The sequence below is a fragment of the Streptomyces sp. Qhu_M48 genome (assembly GCF_051305195.1).
Taxonomy (GTDB): Bacteria; Actinomycetota; Actinomycetes; order Streptomycetales; family Streptomycetaceae; genus Streptomyces.
In genome coordinates this window covers 4,348,119-4,366,404 of sequence record NZ_CP195432.1, presented here as the reverse complement: position 1 = coordinate 4,366,404, position 18,286 = coordinate 4,348,119, and the positions used below count along the sequence as shown (strand labels likewise).

Annotated in this window: 13 protein-coding genes; 8 read left to right on the top strand and 5 right to left on the bottom strand. The window is 74.5% G+C overall.

The features are described from left to right. Positions 1-51 precede the first annotated feature (51 nt). Positions 52-1,311 (bottom strand): extracellular solute-binding protein, encoded by a 1,260-nt coding sequence (locus tag ACRRSS_RS19860; protein WP_435972451.1) that lies wholly within the window; start codon positions 1,309-1,311, stop codon positions 52-54. Between the two features lie 188 nt (positions 1,312-1,499). On the opposite strand from ACRRSS_RS19860, the gene ACRRSS_RS19855 reads away from it, so the two are divergent. Both ACRRSS_RS19855 and ACRRSS_RS19850 read left to right on the top strand, forming a co-directional pair. After that, the gene (locus ACRRSS_RS19855; RefSeq protein ID WP_435972450.1) at positions 1,500-2,267 is read left to right on the top strand and encodes a GntR family transcriptional regulator; all 768 of its coding nucleotides are present in this window, start codon (positions 1,500-1,502) and stop codon (positions 2,265-2,267) included. Positions 2,268-2,327: 60 nt separating this feature from the next. Beyond that, positions 2,328-3,092, top strand: a complete 765-nt coding sequence (locus ACRRSS_RS19850) for a GntR family transcriptional regulator (protein WP_435972449.1) — start codon at positions 2,328-2,330, stop codon at positions 3,090-3,092. Positions 3,093-3,649: 557 nt separating this feature from the next. Here the strand turns inward: ACRRSS_RS19850 and ACRRSS_RS19845 are convergent. Then, positions 3,650-4,951, bottom strand: a complete 1,302-nt coding sequence (locus tag ACRRSS_RS19845; protein WP_435972448.1) for an MFS transporter — start codon at positions 4,949-4,951, stop codon at positions 3,650-3,652. Between the two features lie 152 nt (positions 4,952-5,103). Between ACRRSS_RS19845 and ACRRSS_RS19840 the strand changes: the two genes are divergently transcribed. The 6 genes from ACRRSS_RS19840 (at position 5,104) to ACRRSS_RS19815 (ending at position 11,283) form a co-directional block, all read left to right on the top strand. Continuing rightward, entirely contained in the window at positions 5,104-6,153 is a 1,050-nt protein-coding gene (locus ACRRSS_RS19840) for an ABC transporter substrate-binding protein (protein WP_435972447.1), read from the top strand. Between the two features lie 172 nt (positions 6,154-6,325). After that, on the top strand, positions 6,326-7,408 hold the full coding sequence (locus ACRRSS_RS19835; RefSeq protein ID WP_435972446.1) for a FecCD family ABC transporter permease: 1,083 nt from the start codon (positions 6,326-6,328) through the stop codon (positions 7,406-7,408). Beyond that, positions 7,405-8,193 carry an ABC transporter ATP-binding protein gene (locus tag ACRRSS_RS19830; protein WP_435972445.1) on the top strand — a complete coding sequence of 263 codons (789 nt, stop codon included), beginning with the start codon at positions 7,405-7,407 and terminating at the stop codon, positions 8,191-8,193. The genes ACRRSS_RS19835 and ACRRSS_RS19830 overlap by 4 nt, the downstream gene beginning before the upstream one ends. 32 nt (positions 8,194-8,225) lie before the next feature. Next, on the top strand, positions 8,226-9,176 hold the full coding sequence (locus ACRRSS_RS19825) for a Rossmann-like domain-containing protein (protein WP_435972444.1): 951 nt from the start codon (positions 8,226-8,228) through the stop codon (positions 9,174-9,176). Next, entirely contained in the window at positions 9,173-10,315 is a 1,143-nt protein-coding gene (locus tag ACRRSS_RS19820; RefSeq protein ID WP_435972443.1) for a GHMP family kinase ATP-binding protein, read from the top strand. The genes ACRRSS_RS19825 and ACRRSS_RS19820 overlap by 4 nt, the downstream gene beginning before the upstream one ends. Next, positions 10,273-11,283: a pyridoxal-phosphate dependent enzyme gene (locus ACRRSS_RS19815; RefSeq protein ID WP_435972442.1), complete on the top strand. Its 1,011-nt coding sequence runs from the start codon at positions 10,273-10,275 to the stop codon at positions 11,281-11,283. The genes ACRRSS_RS19820 and ACRRSS_RS19815 overlap by 43 nt, the downstream gene beginning before the upstream one ends. A gap of 52 nt (positions 11,284-11,335) precedes the next feature. Here the strand turns inward: ACRRSS_RS19815 and ACRRSS_RS19810 are convergent, their stop codons facing one another. From ACRRSS_RS19810 to ACRRSS_RS19800, 3 genes are read right to left on the bottom strand one after another with little or no spacing between them, the layout of a single operon-like run. Then, complete coding sequence (locus ACRRSS_RS19810; protein ID WP_435972441.1) at positions 11,336-13,210, bottom strand: hypothetical protein; 1,875 nt, start codon at positions 13,208-13,210, stop codon at positions 11,336-11,338. Continuing rightward, the gene (locus tag ACRRSS_RS19805; RefSeq protein WP_435972440.1) at positions 13,207-17,094 is read right to left on the bottom strand and encodes a vWA domain-containing protein; all 3,888 of its coding nucleotides are present in this window, start codon (positions 17,092-17,094) and stop codon (positions 13,207-13,209) included. The genes ACRRSS_RS19810 and ACRRSS_RS19805 overlap by 4 nt, the downstream gene beginning before the upstream one ends. After that, on the bottom strand, positions 17,091-18,245 hold the full coding sequence (locus ACRRSS_RS19800) for an ATP-binding protein (protein WP_351908017.1): 1,155 nt from the start codon (positions 18,243-18,245) through the stop codon (positions 17,091-17,093). The genes ACRRSS_RS19805 and ACRRSS_RS19800 overlap by 4 nt, the downstream gene beginning before the upstream one ends. Positions 18,246-18,286: the final 41 nt, after the last annotated feature.

The following is an 18,286-nucleotide window of genomic DNA, read 5'->3' as shown; positions in this document are numbered from 1 at the left end:
CGGTTCCGTCCCCGCCCGCGCGGCCGCTCGCGAGATCGGTCACGGGACCGCTCACGAGCCGAGGGTCTTGGTGATGCTCCGCGAGGCGGTCGCCGCCGCCCGTGCGGGATCGGTACCCGTCAGCACGGCGGTCATGTACTGCTTGATCGGGTTGGTGGCCTCGACGGCGGCCCACCGCGGGGAGTTGGGCGTCGCCCGGCCCTGCGCCGCCCCGGCGGCCATCGCGGCCGTCCCCTCGTCGTCCTGGATGACGTGCGCGAGGGAGGTGCGGTTGGGCACGTAACTCATCGTTCTCGCCATGTCCGTCTGCCACTTCTCGCCCGCCAGCGCCCTGACGACCTCGTAGGCGGCCTCGGGGTGCGTCGAGGCCTCCGGCACGATGAGGTCGGAGCCGCCGGTGAAGACCGCGCCGGGCTTCCCCGCCGTCTTGCCGGGCACCGGGAAGAAGCCGAGCTTCCCCTTGAGCGCGGGGTTGATCTCCTCGACGATCTTCGCGCCGCCGGGTACGGCGACGATCTGGGCGACGTCGCCCTCGGCGAAGACCTCGGCCTGCGGGGGCTTGGCCTCGTCGGAGTCCTTCGGCCCCTTCCCGAGAGCCTGGAGCCGCCGGTAGAAGTCCATCCCGGCCAGGGCCTGCGGGGTGTCGAGCGACCCCTTCCACCCGGCGCCGTCCTTCACGGCGAGGTCGCCGCCGCCCTCCCAGACGAAGCCGGACAGGGTGTACCAGTTCTGACCGGGCAGGTAGATGCCCTGGGTCCCGCCCCGGTTGAGCTTCGCCGTGACGGAGAGCCACTCGGCCTGCGTCTTCGGGGGAGCGGTGACGCCCGCGCGGGCGAAGAGGTCCTTGTGGTAGATCACCACGCGGTTCGCCGCGTACCAGGGGATGCCGTACTGCTTGCCGTCGACCCTGCCGGGCTCGGCGAGCCCCGGCAGCCAGTCGGCGCCCTTCAGCTCGGCCGTCTTGCCGCTGAGGTCGCGGACGCCGCCGCTCGCCGCGTACTGCGCGACCTGGGTGTTGCCGACCTCGATGACGTCGGGGGCGTCCTTGCTGGCCAGGGCCGCCGTGACCTTCTCGCCGATGCCGTCCCACTCCTGGATCTGGAGGTCGAGGTCGATGTCCTTGTGCTCCGCCTCGAAGCCGGCGCGGAAACGGGAGAGGAAGGCGTCGGTGACGCTGTCCTTCATGATCCATACGGTGACCTTCTCCGGTCCGCCGGAGGCTGCCGGGACACCCGATCCGCCACATGCCGTGGCGGTGAGGACGACGGCCGCCGCGAGGGCGACAGAGCCGGCGAGGGGACGAGTCTTCACGAGCACCTCGATGAATGGTTGACCAATTGGTCAAGTGGTCAGGTGTGTGACCAGAAGGTGGCACGGACCGTGTGAGCCGTCAATCCCTTGAAAAACATGAGTTGTTCACCCAGTGACAGGTCAACAGATCTGGCTAGTATCGGATTTACCAGTTGACCAGTCAGGGAGAGTGGCATGAAGGGCGTCACATGAAGGACGGTTCCTCCAGCGGGGTGCTGAAGCGGGAGCGGGTACGCGAACACCTGCTCGGCCTGATCGAGGCGGGCGGCCCGGGCGACCCGATCCCGTCCGAGCGCACCCTCTGCGCCACCCTCGGGGTCTCCCGTCCCACGCTGCGCGCGGCGGTCGACGAACTCGTCGCCACGGGCGCGCTGGTGCGCGAGCACGGCCGCGGCATGTTCGTCGCCCCCGCCAAGATCACCCAACAGCTCGCCCCGGACGACGCGGCCTTCACCGTCCCCCGCGCCTCGGGCAGCTGGTCCAGCACCGTCCTGGAGTCCGCCACGATCCGCGCCGGAGCCCGCATCGGCCGCAGGCTCCGCCTCTCGCCCGCCGCCGAACTCCTCTACGTCGCCCGCCTCCGCCTGGTCGACGGCTCCGCCATGGCGATCGAGCACCTGCACATCCCGGCGGACCTGGTGGGCGCCGCGCTCACCCCGGAGGAGCTGGAGGCGGGCGACCTCTACGACCACTTGCGGGAGCACCACCAGGTCCACGTCCGGGAGGCCACCCAGTCCATCGAGCCCACCGTCGTCAGCGAGGACGAGGCCGCGCTCCTGGACGTCCCCGTCCTCTCGCCCGCCCTGCTGATCGAACGCCTCACCCTCGACACGGCGGGGCGGCCGGTCGAGTACGTCCACTCGGTCTACCGGGGCGACCGCTACCGCATCGTCTCCCGGCTCGACTTCACCCGCGACGGTCTCGTGACCTCCTCGACCGAGGGGGATGCATACTGACCCCCAGTCGAGCCGTACCCGGGGAGGCGACCCACGGGGGCGTACGGGGGAGGGAACAGGATGGAGCTCAAGCGCGAGCGGGTACGGGAGCATCTGCTCACCGTGATCGACAGCCGCAGGCCCGGCGACGCCATCCCCTCCGAGCGCACCCTCTGCGCCACCCTCGGCGTGTCCCGTCCCACGCTGCGCGCGGCGGTCGACGAACTCGTCGCCACCGGCCTGCTGGTACGGGAGCACGGCCGCGGCATGTTCGTCGCCCCCGACAAGATCACCCAGGAACTCGTCGCCGAGAACCGGGCGGCAGGGGCCCCCAGGAGCCCGGGCAGCTGGACCAGCACGGTGCTCGAACTCCGCACGGTCAGGGCCGGAGCCCGGATCGGCCGCAGGCTCGCGATCTCACCGGCCGCGCAGCTCGTACGGGTGACCCGCCTCCGGCACGTCGACGGTGCCCCCATCGCCCTGGAGAACCTCCACGTCCCGGCCGACCTGGTCCCCGGACTCACCGTCGCCGACATGGAAGGCGGCTTCTACACCCACCTCCGCGAGCGGCGCGGGATCCGGACCGCCCACGCGGTCCAGTCGATCGAACCGACCGTGCTCAGCGAGGAGGAGGCGGCCCTGCTGGACGTTCCGGTCCTGTCACCCGCGCTGCTCTTCGACCGGACCACCTCCGACACGGACGGCAGACCCGTCGAGTACGTCCGCTCCCTCTATCGAGGCGACCGCTACCGCATCGTCTCCCGGTTGGCCCTCGGCGAGGGAGCCACCGGCGATCCCGCGACCCATGGCGCGCGGGCCGGGGCGTGGTGGGGGACGGTGCGGTGACCCGGCCGGAGGCCCGCACTCCCCGGAGTCCCGCGACCCGGCCGGGGGCCCGCACTCATGCCGGCCACGTCGATCGTGAACGTGGCGCTGCCTCGGATACGTGCCGGAGCGGGCCTCCCGGACAGCGGCACCGCGTGGGTGGTCGACGCCTGCGGCTCGCCTCCGGGGCGCTGCTGCTCGCCGGTGGCCGCGCGGCGGACCTCCGGGGCCGCCGCCGGGTGCTGCTCGTCGGCCCGGCGCTCTTCGGGGCCTGACCGGCGCACGCCGCTCCGGCTGGACGGACCTCCACGTGGTGGGGGCCTTCGCCCTGGCGGCCGTACTCCTCACGCTGTTCGGCCTGATCGAGCGACGGCACCCGCAGCCGCTGCTGTCCCCGAGTCTGTTCGGACCGGATCGCGGCGGTTCACCTGCCCCGCCGCGTCGCCGCCGGCATCCACGGCTCATGGATCCCCGACGTGGCCCCTCGGGGGCGACCACGCCTGGCCCGACCCACTCCGCAGGACGCACTCCCGGGGGACGAGCACGAACCGTCCACCGGGGGCGCGTCGCGTGCGGTGTCACTCCTTCGCTGTCGGCGCCGTACGGGCGAAATGGCGGGCGGTCGGGACGAGGGCCGCGGCGGCGGGCACCAGGAAGCAGGCGGTGGCGCAGGTGGCGAGGACGGCCGTGACGCCGAAGTGCTCGATGGCGGGGGCGATCAGGGCGAGGCCGACGGGGGCGAGGCCGTACGACACCAGGAAGTCCAGCGAGGAGACCCGGGCCAGTTTGTCCGGGGCGACCTCGCGCTGGGTGGCGGTGAACCAGGGCACGTTGAACAGCTCGATGCCGATCCCGGCGACGGCGTACGCGGCGACGACGACGAACGGGTGCACCGGCAGCATCAGGCTGAGCGGCGCGACTCCGTAGGCGGCGAGCCCGGCGAACGCGGCCCAGCCCTGGGAGCGCGGCCGCAGCCGGGCGATGAGCAGGGCTCCGCCGAGCGCGCCGACGGTGTACGCGGTCATGGCCGCGGCGAGGACCCACTCGGTTCCGTAGCGGTCCCGGCTGATCAGGGGCAGGGCGACGCTGGTGGCGGAGTACCCCAGGGCGATGACGGCGACGAGCGCGCCCAGCCCCGCGAGGAACCAGGGGTGGCGCCGGGCCTCGCGTATGCCCTCCAGGAACTCGGCGCGGAACCCCCCGCGCGGGGCGGGATCGGCGGTCGCGGTGGCTGCGGCGGTGGGTGTGGTCGCGGTGGCTGTGACGGCTGCGGCGATGGAGCCCCTGCCCGGGACGAGCGCGGCGACCAGCCACAGCAGCCCGATGCCGAGCAACAGCGTGGGGACGTCGAGCAAGGCGGCGAGCAGTGCCGTCAGGGCGGGTCCGGCGAGGGTGGAACCGCGTACGGACATGGTCATGGCGGCGTTGGCCTGCTGACGTCGTTCGGGTGCGACGGTCTCCGCGGTGAGCGCCTGGAAGGCCGGGCGGCAGGCCCCCTGTCCGGCGCCGGCGAGGGCGGCGGCGGCCGTCATGAGCACGAGCGAGCGCCCGAGGCCGGCGGCGAGGAGCGGCGCGGCGGCCGCGGCCGCCAGGGCGGACCAGAGGACGACCGCGCGGCGGGAGTGCCGGTCGGCGAGTACGCCTCCGACGGCGACGGCCGCGAGGAAGCCGACGGTACGGGCGGCGAGGACCAGGCCGAGGCCCGCGGCGTCGAGGTCGCGGTGGAGCACGGCGAGCCCGAGGACGAAGGGCAGGGCCCAGGTCGCGAGACCGGAGGCGGTGGTCCCGGCCCAGAGGCGCAGGAAGGTCGGGTCGGTCAGGACCGAACGCGGGGGCGGGGCAGGGGCCTTGCTCGCGGTCGGCGTGGGTGTGGTGGACACGGTGGGGTCGCTCCTCGGAGGTGGGGAGCGGCGCGTGGAACCGCCCCCGGGGTCGTTAATGAAAATGATTGCCATTACAGTACCCTTCGAACGCGGCGCTCCTACCCGGTGCGTCACCACACCCATGCCGCCCTTCCCAGACCGGAGAACCCATGCGCCATCCCGTCCGTCTCGGCATCGCCCTGACCCTCGCCCTCGCCACCGCGGGCTGCGCCGCCACGACCGGCGGAGGTACCGGCGACACCGGCGGCCCCGCTGCCGGACCGACCGCCGGTACAGGCGCCGCCAAGGCGGTCTCCGTCACCAGCTGTGGCCGCGAGGTCTCCTTCGCCGGGCCGCCCGCTCGGACCGTCGCGCTTGACCAGACGTCGACCGAGACGCTGCTCGAACTCGGACTCCAGGACCGGATGGCGGGCACGGCCAACCTCAAGACGAAGATCCCCGCGGTGTACGAGGCCGCCTACGCCAAGGTCCCTGTCATCGCCCCGAAGATCGCGACCGGCGAGCAACTGCGCGCCGTCACACCCGACTTCGTCGTCGCGGGCTCCACCGACCTCTACACCAAGGACCGCGCCGGCACCCGCGAGGAACTGGCCGCCCTCAAGGTCCCCACCTTCGTCAGCGCCGTCGACTGCCCGCAGCACAACCCGGCCGGCAAGACCCCCTTCGAGCTGCTCTTCTCCGACTACGAGAACCTCGGCAAACTCTTCGGCGCCGAGAGGAAGGCCGGCGCCCTCGTGGCCGACCAGCGCGCCGCCGTCGCCGAGGCGGGGAGGGCCGCCGCCAAGGTCCCCCAGGGCGCGGACCGGCCGACCGTGGTCTACCTCTACTCCGTCTTCAACGGCATGCCGTACGTCGCGGGCGGCACGAGCCTGCCCAGCGAGATGAGCCGGATCATCGGCGCCGAGAACGCCTTCGACGACGTCGCGGAGGACTGGCCGGAGGTCTCCTGGGAGGAAGTCGCCCGACGTGACCCGGACTTCATCGTGATCGGCGACCTCTCCGAGCGCGGGCGGCCCGGCGACAGCGCCGCCGAGAAGCGCGCCACGATGACCGGACACCCGGTGATCTCCAAGCTGGCCGCGGTCCGGGACAACAAGATCCTCCAGGTCCCCGGCATCGAACTCGACCCCTCGGTGCGCTCCGTCCACACCCTCGGGCTGCTCGCCCGAGGCATGAAGGACCTCGGCCATGCCCGCTGACCCGCTGTCGGGGAGGGGACGGGCGGACCTGTTGCTGCCGTCGGCGAGGGAACCCGAACGGGAGACGGACTCCACGGGGGCATTGGGGGCTGCCGGGTCTGCCGGGTCCGCTGGGTCCGTCGGGTCCGAAGGGTTCAACGGGGTTGCCGGGCTTGTGGGGTCCGCCGGGCTTGTGGGGTCCACCGGGTCCACCGGGTCCACTGGGGCCGCCGAGTCGGCCGGTTCCTCCGCGTCCCCCCGCACCGCCCCGCCTTCGCGTCTCCTCCTGCTCCTCGTCACGGTCGTCGCGCTGGTGGGCTCGATCGCGGCAGCCGTACGCGTCGGCACCGCCGACATCGGCTGGACCGATCTCGCCCGCGTCCTCGCCACCCGGATCGGACTGGACGTGGAACCGCTGCCCCCGCTGCTCGACTCCCTCATCTGGGACCTGCGGCTGCCGCGCGTCCTGATGGCCGCGCTGGTGGGCGCCTCGCTCGCCGTGTGCGGCGCCGTGCTCCAGGCGCTCACCCGGAACGCCCTCGCCGACCCCTACCTGCTCGGTGTCTCCTCGGGCGCGTCGACGGGAGCCGTGACCGTCGTCGTCCTCGGGGTCGGCGCGAGCACGCTGGGCGTCACCGGTGGTGCGCTCGTCGGCGCGCTGCTCTCCTTCGCCCTGCTCCTCCTGCTGCTGCGGCGGACCGGACTCGACTCGGTCCGCATCGTCCTCACCGGCGTGGTCGTCGGCCAGCTCCTCACCGCGCTGACCTCGCTGGTCCTGATGGCCTCGGCCGACGCGGACACCACACGGGCCGTCACCCACTGGTTGCTGGGCTCGATGGCACCGGCCCGCTGGGACACGGTGGTGGTCTCCGCGATCGTCACCCCGCTGGGCCTGGTGCTCGCCTGGCTGTGCGCGAACGCCCTCGACGGCCTCGCGTTCGGCGCGGACACGGCCGCGTCGCTCGGGATCGGCGTACGGCACACCAGAATGCTGCTGCTCGTGGTGACGGCCGCGCTGACCGCGGTCGCGGTGGCCACCGTCGGCGCCATCGGCTTCGTCGGACTGATCGTCCCCCACGGCGTGCGGTTCCTCGTCGGCCCGCCGCACCGGGTGCTGCTGCCGTACGCGGCTCTCGCGGGCGCGGTGTTCCTGGTGTGGACGGACGCCCTCGCGCGGATCGCCTTCGCCCCGCGCGAGGTTCCCGTCGGTGTGATCACCGCGCTGCTCGGCGTACCGCTGTTCCTTCTCGTCCTGCGCAAGCGGGGTGAACTGTGAGGATCACCGTGGAGAACCTGAGCTGGTCGGTCGCGGGAACCCCCGTGGTACGCGAGGTCAGCGCGGCCGTCGCCCCCGGTGAGACCGTCGGACTGCTCGGCCCCAACGGCTCGGGCAAGTCCTCCCTGCTGCGCTGCCTGGCCGGTCTCCGCACCCCCGACGGCGGCACGATCCGCTACGACGGAGAGTCCGTCCAGGAGTGGAGCCCGCGCCGGATCGCCCGTCACGTCGCCTTCGTCGCCCAGGACTCGGGCGCGGACAGTGATCTACGGGTCGCCGACGTCGTGGGCCTGGGACGCACCCCGTTCCGGGACCGCTGGCGCGGAGCGGACGCCCACGACCGGGCGGTCGTCGCCGCGGCCCTGGAGGTCGTCGGGCTCACCGCGCTCGCGGACCGGTCCTGGAAGGCGCTCTCGGGCGGCGAGCGTCAACGTGCCCACCTCGCCCGCGCGCTGGCCCAGCAGCCGTACGCACTGCTCCTCGACGAACCCACCAACCACCTGGACGTCAAACACCAACTGGAGTTGATGGAGCTGCTGACCGGGACCGACCGGACCGTCCTGGTCGCCCTGCACGACCTCTCCCTCGCCGCCCGGTACTGCGACCGGCTGCTGCTCCTGCACCACGGCCGCCTGATCGCCTCCGGCCCGCCCGCCGCCGTCCTGACGGCCGAACGCCTCGCCGAGGTCTTCGAGGTGGACGCCGAACTCACCACCGACGCCCTCGGACACCCCACCGTGACGTACCGCGGGCCGGTCGACAGCCGGCTCCGGACCACCCCGTGAAACGAATCCCCTCCCCGATGACAAGGAATCACATGTCCCAGCCCACACCCCAGCCCACACCCCAGCCCACGCCCCAGCCCACGCCCCAGCCCACGCCCACGCCTGTGCACACGACGTCGACCGCTGCACCACGCTCCGCCGCCCCGTCCGTGGTCGACACCTCCGCAGCCTCCGTCGACCGGCTCGTCGCCGACGTCCTGTCGGGTGGCCACGGCCCGCTCCCCTCCGAGCTCGTCGCGACGAGCGTGTTCTGGATCCACCACGGCACCCGGCTGGCCGGCGGTGACACCACCTACCTCAACCAGTACGTCCTGGTCCGTCTCGGCGGCACCTTCGGCGGCTGCGCCTTCGAGGCCGGTGAGATCACCCCGGAGATCTGTCGCGACTCCTCGGGCGCGCCGCTCGACGTCCTGCTGCGCGACGCCCCGCGCCCGCTGCGGATCGCCGCCCTCGACGCCTACCTCTCCCACACCCGCCCGCACCGGGTGGCCGCCGAAGAGGGCGATGCCGAGCCCGTCATCCTCCCCGCCGGTGTCCCGGAGGTACGGGCGAAGGCCCGGGACGCGGCCATCGCGGGCCTGCTCGACATCGAGGCAGGCACGAAGGTCGGCCTCATCGGTGTGGTGAACCCGCTCGTGGCGGCGATCCGCGAGCGCGGCGGCGAACCCCTGCCCTGCGACTTCAACCTCAAGGCCACCCAGTGGGGCGACCCCGTCACGGACGACATGCACGAGGTCCTCGACCGGGCCGAGGCCGTCGTCGCCACCGGGATGACGCTGAGCAACGGCTCGTTCGACACGGTCCTGGAGCGCTGCCGGTCCCGCGGCATCCCGCTGATCGTCTACGCGCAGACCGGCAGCGCCGTCGCCCGTGCCTTCCTCGGCGCCGGAGTGACCGCCCTGTCGGCGGAGCCCTTCCCCTTCTCCCAGTTCAGCGCCGAGGAGACGGTCATCTACCGGTACCGGACGGGCGGCGGCGCATGATCCCCGCCCCCCACCGGGCCACCGTCACAGTCCGTCCCGGCGCGGGAAGCGGCGCCCGCCCCAGCCGCACCGGGGGCACCGAAAACGTCACCCTCCCCACCGAGACCGGCCGACCCTTCCCCACCGACACCGACACCGACACCGACACCGACACCGACACCGACACCGACACCTTCCTCACCGGCACCGCGCACGCCCCCTGTCACCACGGCGAACTCCTCCAGGGGGTCTTCCTCGACGCCGACGGACGCCGCTGCGCGGGCCTGGTGACCCTCCCCATGGCGGGCCCCGGCAGCCGCGCCGACTTCGCCCGCCGCCCCGGAACGCCGCCCCACGCACTCACCGTCGTCCCCGCCGACCGCACGAAAGCCGCGCGCGCCGCGGTCCTCGCGATCGAGGAGTGCGCCCGGCGGACCGGACTGCCGCCCAGTGGCGGGGTGTTGCGGCTCGCCGGGGACGTGCCGGTGGGACTTGGCATGGGCAGCTCCAGCAGCGACGTCATCGCGACCGTCGGAGCCGTCGCCGACGCGTACGGACTCCGCCTGGCCCCCGCGACGGTCGCCCGCCTGGCCGTCCGGGCGGAGCTGGCGAGCGATCCGCTGATGCTCGACGGCCCTCCGGTCCTCTTCGCCCAGCGGCAGGGCCGGGTCATCGAGGTCCTCGGCGCCGCCCTGCCGCCCCTGGTCGTCGTGGGCTGCGCCCTGGGCGGGGGCGTACCCGTCGACACCCTCGCCCTGCCCGTACGGGAAGCCTCCGACGCCGATGTCGAGGACTTCGAGCGGCTGCGCACGCTGTTGCGCCGGGCCATGGCCGCAGGCGATGTCGCGCTCCTGGGCGAGGTCGCCACCGCCAGCGCCCGGCGCGGCCAACAGGTGCTCGGACACCCGGAGTTCGACGCGCTGACGGCCGTCGCCCGGCGGGCCGGGGCGGCAGGAGTCCAGATCGCGCACAGCGGCACGGTGGCGGGAGTCCTGTTCGACCCGGCCACGCCGGGCCTGCGGCGCCGCGTACGCCTCTGCCGGCACGCCCTGAACGCCCACGGCATCCCCACCACCCGCACCTTCACGACCACGCCGACCACCCAGGGAGCCCCCGAATGGACCAGCACATCGCCGAGGCGATCGGCCGGCCGGACCTGATACGCCTCGACGACCGGCTCGTCTGCCTGCGCTTCGAGACGATGAAGGTGGTCTCCGCCCTCGCCGCGGTCCGCCACCTCCTCGACACCGGAGCCGTACGGCGCGGTGACACCCTCCTCGACAGCTCAAGCGGCATCTACGCGTACGCCCTCGCCCTGGCCTGCCACCGGCACGGCATGCGCTGCCACATCGTCGGCTCCACGACGGTCGACCACACCCTGCGCACCCAACTCGCCGTCCTCGGGGCCACGCTGGAACAGATGGAACCCTGCGACGACCTCAAGCTCGACCAGAAACGACGCGTCGGGAGAGTCCACGAGATCCTCGCCGAGCACCCCGAGTACCACTGGATGCGTCAGTACCACGACGACATCCACTACCTCGGCTACCGCGCCATCGCCGACCGCGTCCGCGAGGAGACCGGCACGGACCCGCTCACCGTCGTCGGCGGAGTCGGCTCCGGCGCCTCCACCGGAGCCCTCACCCGCTACCTCCGCACGGCGGACGGCGGCCCCACCGACGTCGAACTCGTGGGCGTGCAGCCCTACGGAAGCGTCACCTTCGGTGCCCAGCACACCTCCGACCCCGACATCATCATCGCCGGCATCGGCAGCTCCATCCCCTTCGGAAACGTCTCCCACGAGCTGTACGACACCCTGCACTGGATCTCCTTCGACACCGCCCTCTCCGGCGCCGTCGACCTCCTGCGTCGCCACGCCGTCTTCGCGGGCCTGTCGACCGGTGCCGCCTACCTCGCGGCCCGCCACGAACGCGAGCGCACCCCCGGGCGAACCGTCCTGTTCCTCGCTCCCGACACCGGCCACCGCTACGTCGACACCGTCTACGCCCGCCACCACGAGGCCGCGCCGCTCAGCCACCTCACCCCCCAGGAGGTCTCCGACCGCACCGAGCTGACCCTGCCCTGGTCCCGCATGCCCTGGAACCGCAGGCCGGCCCCGGCCCCGTGACACACCGAACCTCCCTCCCCCCGTAGCCACCCCGCCAGGCGTGTCGATCACGTCAGCACCAGGAGGCCGCCACCAACGACCGTTCCGCGGCGGCCAGATGGACCGCCGAGGCCAGCCACGCCCGGGCGTAGCCGTCGGCCGTACCGTCGGTGAGACGGCCGAAGGCGTCGCGCGGGCGCCGGTCCGCCTCCGCCGTCAGCGCGGCCACCAACTGCGCGGCGCCACCGAACCCCGCCCGGCGCAGCGGCGCGACGACGGCGGCCGTGTCCGAGCCGCGCCCGGCCTCGGCCACCGCACGCCGCCCGCCCGCGACCCCTGTCTCCAGGAGCCGCCGCACCCGCCACAGGGGCGCGTCCGCCAGCGGATCCGGTCCGGCGGCCACCGGACCGGACGGTTCGGGGCGCGCCGCCCCGGTCGGGAAGTGGCTGCCCTGGAGCCGGTCGTACCCCAGGTCGGCCCGGCCCAGCCACTCCTCCGGCAGCCGCAGCGTGTGCGAGGCCCCCGGCACCGGTCCGACCGCGAGCGGCCGGAGCGTCGCGGCCCGCTCCAGGTCGGGCCGGCCGAGAACCCGCAGCGCGAGGCCCGGATGCTGCGCGATCCTGCGCAGGTTGGCGGTGTGCGGCAGCTCGGGATGGGGGTGCGCGGCGCGCAGCCGTACCAGTGGCCCGTCGTCGGCGACACGGGCCACGAGGTACTCGCCGACCGCGCCGACCACCACCACGTCACAGCCCAGGAGTGACGCCTCGGTCCCGTCTGTCGCGCCCGCCCCGTGCGAGCCGCCGTCGAGCGCGACGGCCATCGCCTCGTGGACCGGTCGGGCGAACAGCGTGGCCGCCGGCTCCTCGGACCAGTCCACACCGCGCAGCGGGGTCGCGTTCACGCCCCGGCCCGTCCCGAGCCGCCCGTCCGCCGACACGGTCGCGCCGACGATCCGCAGCCCCCCGCGCGCGAGTCCCGCGTGGTCGAGGACCGCCCCGCCGAGCGCCACGGAAGCGGACCCCGCCCCCCGCGCGCGGGCCAGCCCCCCGGGACGTACGTCGGACACCGTGTAGCCGGAGCCGTCAGGACCCAGCAGGTGGGTGGTCACACCGCCGTACCCGGTGGCGGACAGCACGGGTTCCCGGCACAGGCCGTACACCCGCAGGCTGCCGCCCGCCTCGTAGGAACGGCGCGAGGTGCCGGTCGCTCCGGATCCGGCGGATCCGGCGACGAGCAGGGCGGCGCCGGCCAGCAACTCGCGGAAGCCGCTCGTGAGGTCGCCGAGCCGCTGGCCCTGACCGCGCTCCCGTGCGGCCCGCAGCCCCCGCACGACACGCAGCGCGGCCGCCTCCGCGCGGGGCAGCCCGGCCAGCCGGGCGGTGTGCGCGGCGCGCAGCAGCTCGGCCTGGACCACCGCCCCACCGGCCATGACACCTGCGGACAGCGCTTCGGCGGCCGCCTCCCAGAGCGCGGTCGCCGCCCGGACCTGGGCGGCCGTGAGCGCGGGCGCAGGACTCTCCGTACCCTCGGCGCGCGCGGCCGGTGAGTCGGCGACGGCCGCGGTGACGGGTTCCGGACCGTCTCCCAATACCGCGGCGGTCTCGGGCGGCATCCCCGCGTCCGTAGCCGCCTGAGATCCGGGATCCGCGGCCGGGTCCGCGATCGGCGCCGCGCCGAGCGCCGCCGCCCGGTGGAGGCAGCGCGGGGCCAGCAGACACGTACAGACCGCTTGTGCTGCGGCGGCGACCGTCCCCGAGGGGCCGGGGCGCAGGGTGACCGCCGCGTCCTCGCCGAAGCGCACGCCGACGGAGCCGTCGGCGCTGGGTACGGCCGATGCGGCGCACCCCGCGATCGCGGCGTCGAGCTTCTTGCGCAGCCGTGCGCTGAGCTGCTCCACGGCCTCGGCGAGGACCTCGGGGGCGACGGGAGGCAGGACTTCGGTGCTCAACGGGGTTCTCCACGGAGGCGGTCGCCCACCCAACGGGCGAGAGCGAGGGGACTGAGGGCGGCCACCGGCATGCCGGCGGCGACGAGTCGGCGCGCCACCGGCACCGAGTAGCGAGGCGTGCCGGCGTCGTCGAGGGCCGCGCAGCCCAGGAGGTGCGCGCCGGACGAGGCCAGCGCACGCACCTCGCCGAGGAGCCCGGCGAGCGGTGCGCCCTCCTCGAAGTCGCTGACCACCACGACGAGGGTGCGGCTCGGCACGGTGATCAGCGAACGGGCGTGGGCCAGCCCCGCCGCGATGTGCGTACCCCCGCCGACGCGGACCTCCAGCAGCAGCGACAGGGGGTCCTCGACCCGGTCGGTCAGGTCCACCACCTGGGTGGAGAACGCCAGGAAGTGCGTGGACAGGGTCGGTACGCCGCCGAGCACCGCGGCGGTCAGCGCCGACCAGATGACCGAGGCCTCCATCGATCCGGAGACGTCGACCACCAGGATCAGCCGCCAGTCCGCCTCCTTGCTCGCCCGTGTCCGGAACACCGGCCGCTCCGGTACGACCAAGACCCGGCCGTCCTCCGTGCGGCGTGTGTGGGCGAGATTGGCGCGCAGGGTACGGGCCAGGTCGAGGCGACCGCCCGGCCGGCGGGTGGGGCGAGGCGTGGCCAGGCCGGAGAGCGCCGGGCGCAGGCGGGTGGCGAGCTCGCGCGCGAGCTCGTCGACGAGCCGCTTCACCAGGGGCCGGAGCCGGGCGAGTTGCGCCTCGGGCATGCCACCGGCCAGCGACAGCACCGAACTCAGCAGCTCGACCGACGGACGTACGGCCGCCGGGTCCAGCTGGGTGAGCACGTCGGACCGCCCAGCGTCCGCCGCTTCGGCCAGGACCTCTTCGCGTACGTCGGCTCCGAAGAGGGCCTCCAACTCCTGGGACCACTCCCGGGCGGTGGGGAAGGAGGGGTCCTGTCCGCCCCGACCGGATCCGCCGTCGAGGTCGTCGGCTCCCTCTCCGCGCCCATTGCCGTACAGCTCGTCCAGGGCGAGCGCGTAGCGGCGCGCGTCGGCGGGCAGCCGGTCGTTGTGCCGGCCGAGAAGGAGCCGCCAGCGGTCCGCGTGCCCGAGCCGCCGGTCCGGCGAACCGGCGGTGAGCGCCCCCGCGGGCTCGGTTCCGCCCGGCGCGGCCTCGACCTGCTTCGTGTCGGCCCGGAGCGCGGCTGCCTCGGCCGCGGCCTCCTCGGCCGCTCCGGCGGCGGCCACAGCGGTGAAGGGCGTGGCCGAGCCGGGCGTGGCCGAGTCGGGCGTGGGACGGGACCCCACGGACGCGTCCGGACCGGACAGCGCCACCGTCTTCAGCGCCGCAAGGCCTGCCGCGTCGGCCGCCGTCCACAGGGCGAGCAGCTCGGGCGGCACATCGAGGGAGAGGTCGATCCGGTCACCGAGCCGCTCGGTCACCGTGCTCAGCAGCCGGTCCCGGTCGGCCGGGGCCAGTACGTCGAATCCGCCCCGCAGCGCCGGGAGCCGGTCGAGGAAGTCCTGGTCGCCCAGGGCCTCGACCCGGTCGAGCAACGGGGTGAGCGCATCAGGGGACGCCTGGAGCAGTGGTCCGGCGGCCGTGAGCAGCCCCGCGAGACGCTTCGTCAGGGCCCGCCGGGCCGGGGGAGCGGTGGCTCCCTCGATCCAGTCGGCCGCCCGCTCTCCCAGCCCGACGGCCGGATCGAGGTCCAGCATCACCCGTACGGCGAGGGCGGCGCCCTGCATCAACGGCGAGGCCTCGGCGGCGAGGTCGGCGAGCGCCCGGTCGAGGCGGAGGCCCAGGTGCCGGGCGGCGGTCCGGTCCGCGAGTGCCACCAGCGCCCGCGCGTCCGGGGCACTGTCACTCCCGGCCAGTCCCGGTAGCGACCGCACGGCGGCCTCCAGGAGCTCACCCGTGAGAGCCCCGGCCATGGCGCGGGCGTCCGAGGTGGCGCCGGGGTGGTGGCCACGCCGCACACCCTCCAAGAGGTCGAGCGCCGCCAGCAGTTCGGGCAGCTCGGCCGTGTCGGGCAGCACGGCGGCGGCCTCCCGCAGCCGCGCGTCGACAAGCTCGGGAAGGTCGCAGCGAACGGCGGCCGACAACCCCGCCAGGATCTGGGCCGGAGTGGGGCCACCCTCGGCGGCCTCGCGCCGCGCGGTCTCCCCCAGGGTGCCGGCTGCGGCCTGGGCCGAGGTGACCCCGCGGACTCCGGCGAGGTCGAGCCGCGCGGACACCGACGGCGTCCACCGCAGGCGCCACTTGGTGCCGAGCGCGGTGCCGTCGCCGGTGGCGGCGACCGGGACGGGCTCGCCGTAGGAGGCGCCGATGGTGAGCAGACGCTGCAGCAGCACCTCACGGCGACCGTCGAGGGGGGAACGCAGCGGGTCGAGGCGTACCTCGCGGGAGTCGGAGTCTCCCGAGCCGGGCAGCCGCAGCCGTGCGAGTTCCTCCTCCACGGAGGGGCCAAGACCGGAACGGGGTGCGCGCGGGCTGATCCGGCCGCGCGCGGTGCCGACGAACACCGCCTCCAGGGCGCGCGCCAGCGCGCGGCCGCGGCCGAGGGGCTCGCCCTGTCCGAGGACGGTGGTGACCGCCTCCAGGAGTTCGCCGCGCCCTGGCGCCGGCAGTCCGCGCAACGTGGCCAGGTCACAGGCGAGGCGCAGGGTCTCCGCGGCTTCGCCGGTACCGGCGGTGTGGCCCGCGCGCCGCAGCTCCCGGCACACCCCTGTCACCGCGGTGGCGGCCGCACCACGGATCCGGTCCGGGTCGCCGGCCGCGGTGAGCACGGCCTGCTGCCAGAGCGGGTCGCGTATTCCGGCGGGGTAGCCGGACCGGGAGTCGAGCAGGTCGAAGGAGTAGGGGACGAAAGAGGTCACCGGCGCGTCCGCGACGGCCGACGCCCGGCCGGGCCCGCCCTCGGGGGACACAGGACCGGACGTGGCGACCGGAACCAGGCCGGCCCCGTTCCCGGCGGGAACCGGCGCGGCCGTGGCCGCCTGCGCCCCACCGGGCCCGACCCCGGAGGAGGGGGCCGGGGCCGTGCCCGCGCCCGTCGCCGTGTCCACGAGCAGGGCGGGCGCGTGGAAGGCGCCGATCACGGCGGCGACCCTGCGGCCTCCCGTCGAGGCAGCGGCGACCACCTGCCGCATCCGTGCCTCGCGGGCCAGATCCGTGGCGGGCACCGCGCCGTCGGCGCGCAGCGCCCAGCCCACGCCCAAGGCCGCGCGCCGCACCGCTTCGGGAGAGCACCCGGGCGCGAGCACCTCCACGGCGCGATCCCACATGTCCTCACCGTTCCGTCCGGTACCGGCGGCGGCGAGCGCCCCGGCGAAGGAGCGCGGCTCCTCGTCCTCCCCGGCGCGCGGACCGGTACGGCGGGTGCCCATGTCCGTCGTACCGTCGCCGCCTTCCCCAATGTCACGGTCACGGTCACGGTCGGCCGGACCGTCACGGTCCTCCTCCTCCCCGGTGGGGCGCTCCGTCCCCTCGCCCCGGCCCCCAGCCGTGACGGGCGGCGACCAGCCGGGGTCGGACAGCGGCAGGTCGCAGCACACGACCTCCACCCCGTGGGTCCGCGCCCACCGCACCGCCGCGAGCTCCGGCGAGAAGTCCGCGAAGGGGTAGAACGACAGCCGTCCGCCCTCGCCCGCCCCGGCCAGCGCGACCGGGGCGACCGTCTCGGGGTCCGCCAGATGCTCCAGCCAGGGCTGGAAGTCCGCGGGGAGTTCCACGCAGACCACCTCCGCCCCCGCCTCCTCCAGGAGGGCGGGCACCACGGCGGCCAGCGCCGGACTGTGGTGGCGCACGCCCAGCAGGTACGGTTCGCGCGACGCGGCCAGCGTCTCCACGGCCGCCCTGGGGTCGCTCGGCTCGACGGTCGTCACCGCAGGCTCCCGCGCAGGTCCCAGAGCCGACGCCACATCGCCGAGCCGCTCTCGGCCCGACGGCGGACCGGACCGTCCCAGTAGCCCAGCAACCGCGCGTGGTCGGCCGGATCGTCCTTGCGTACGACGCCGAGGAGATGGCCCGGCAACAGGTCCAGGACGTCCCCGCCCGGCAGGTAGGCGGCGGCGACACCGAGCGACGCCGCCACCTGCACGGCCTCGGCCGTCGACATCACCGTGCCCGGCCGTTCCACGTCCCAGCCCTCGGTCGAGCGCCCGGAGCGCAGGTCCCTGAAGACCGTGACGAGGGCGTCGAGGACGGCGTCGTCGACGCCGAAGGCCGCGCCCGCCCGCTGCACCGCCGCGACGGCCTGACGGCGGATCAGAACGGCCTCGGCGTCGGCGTCCGCGATGGGACCCACCGTCTCGAAGTTGAACCGCCGCTTCAGCGCGGCGGACATCTCGGAGACCCCCCGGTCGCGCAGGTTCGCGGTGGCGATCACGGTGAAGCCGGGCGCCGCGCCGACCACCGCGTCCTCCGTCGCGGTCAGTTCGGGCACGGTGACGCGCCGGTCGGACAGGATGGACACCAGGGCGTCCTGCACCTCGGGCAGACAGCGGGTGATCTCCTCCACCCGCACCACCCGCCCGGTGCGCATGGCGGAGAGGACGGGGGAGTCGACCAGGGCCTGCGGGGTCGGGCCCTGGGCGAGCAGCAGGGCGTAGTTCCAGCCGTAGCGGAACGCGTCCTCCGTGGTACCCGCCGTGCCCTGCACGGTCAGTGCGCTGGTCCCGCTGACGGCGGCCGCGAGCAGCTCCGACAGCATCGACTTGGCGGTACCGGGTTCCCCGGTGAGCAGCAGTCCGCGTTCTCCGGCGAGGGTGACCACACACCGTTCCACCAGAGCGCGCTCACCGACGAACTTGGGGGCGATCTCCAGCTTCGACGGCAGCCCGGCGCGGCGCTTGGGCAGGGCGAGCTCCACGCCGTCGCTGCCGCAGACGAAGGTGACGACCGCGCGCGGGGTCAGGGCCCAGCCGGGCGGGCGCGGGCCGGGGTCCTGGGCGGCGAGGAAGGCGAGTTCGGCGGCGTGGCGCTCCTCGGCCGGCTGGACCTGCCGGGCGGGTGCGGCCTGTTCGGTGACGGTCATGCGGGGGATTCCTCCGGGCGGTGCAGGTACGGACTGAGACG

Coding starts and splice junctions, on each gene's coding strand:
- ACRRSS_RS19855 (WP_435972450.1), top strand. CDS start 1,500: ATGAAGGACGGTTCCTCCAGCGGGGTGCTGAAGCGGGAGCGGGTACGC.
- ACRRSS_RS19850 (WP_435972449.1), top strand. CDS start 2,328: ATGGAGCTCAAGCGCGAGCGGGTACGGGAGCATCTGCTCACCGTGATC.
- ACRRSS_RS19840 (WP_435972447.1), top strand. CDS start 5,104: ATGCGCCATCCCGTCCGTCTCGGCATCGCCCTGACCCTCGCCCTCGCC.
- ACRRSS_RS19825 (WP_435972444.1), top strand. CDS start 8,226: ATGTCCCAGCCCACACCCCAGCCCACACCCCAGCCCACGCCCCAGCCC.
- ACRRSS_RS19820 (WP_435972443.1), top strand. CDS start 9,173: ATGATCCCCGCCCCCCACCGGGCCACCGTCACAGTCCGTCCCGGCGCG.
- ACRRSS_RS19815 (WP_435972442.1), top strand. CDS start 10,273: ATGGACCAGCACATCGCCGAGGCGATCGGCCGGCCGGACCTGATACGC.
- ACRRSS_RS19800 (WP_351908017.1), bottom strand. CDS start 18,245: ATGACCGTCACCGAACAGGCCGCACCCGCCCGGCAGGTCCAGCCGGCC.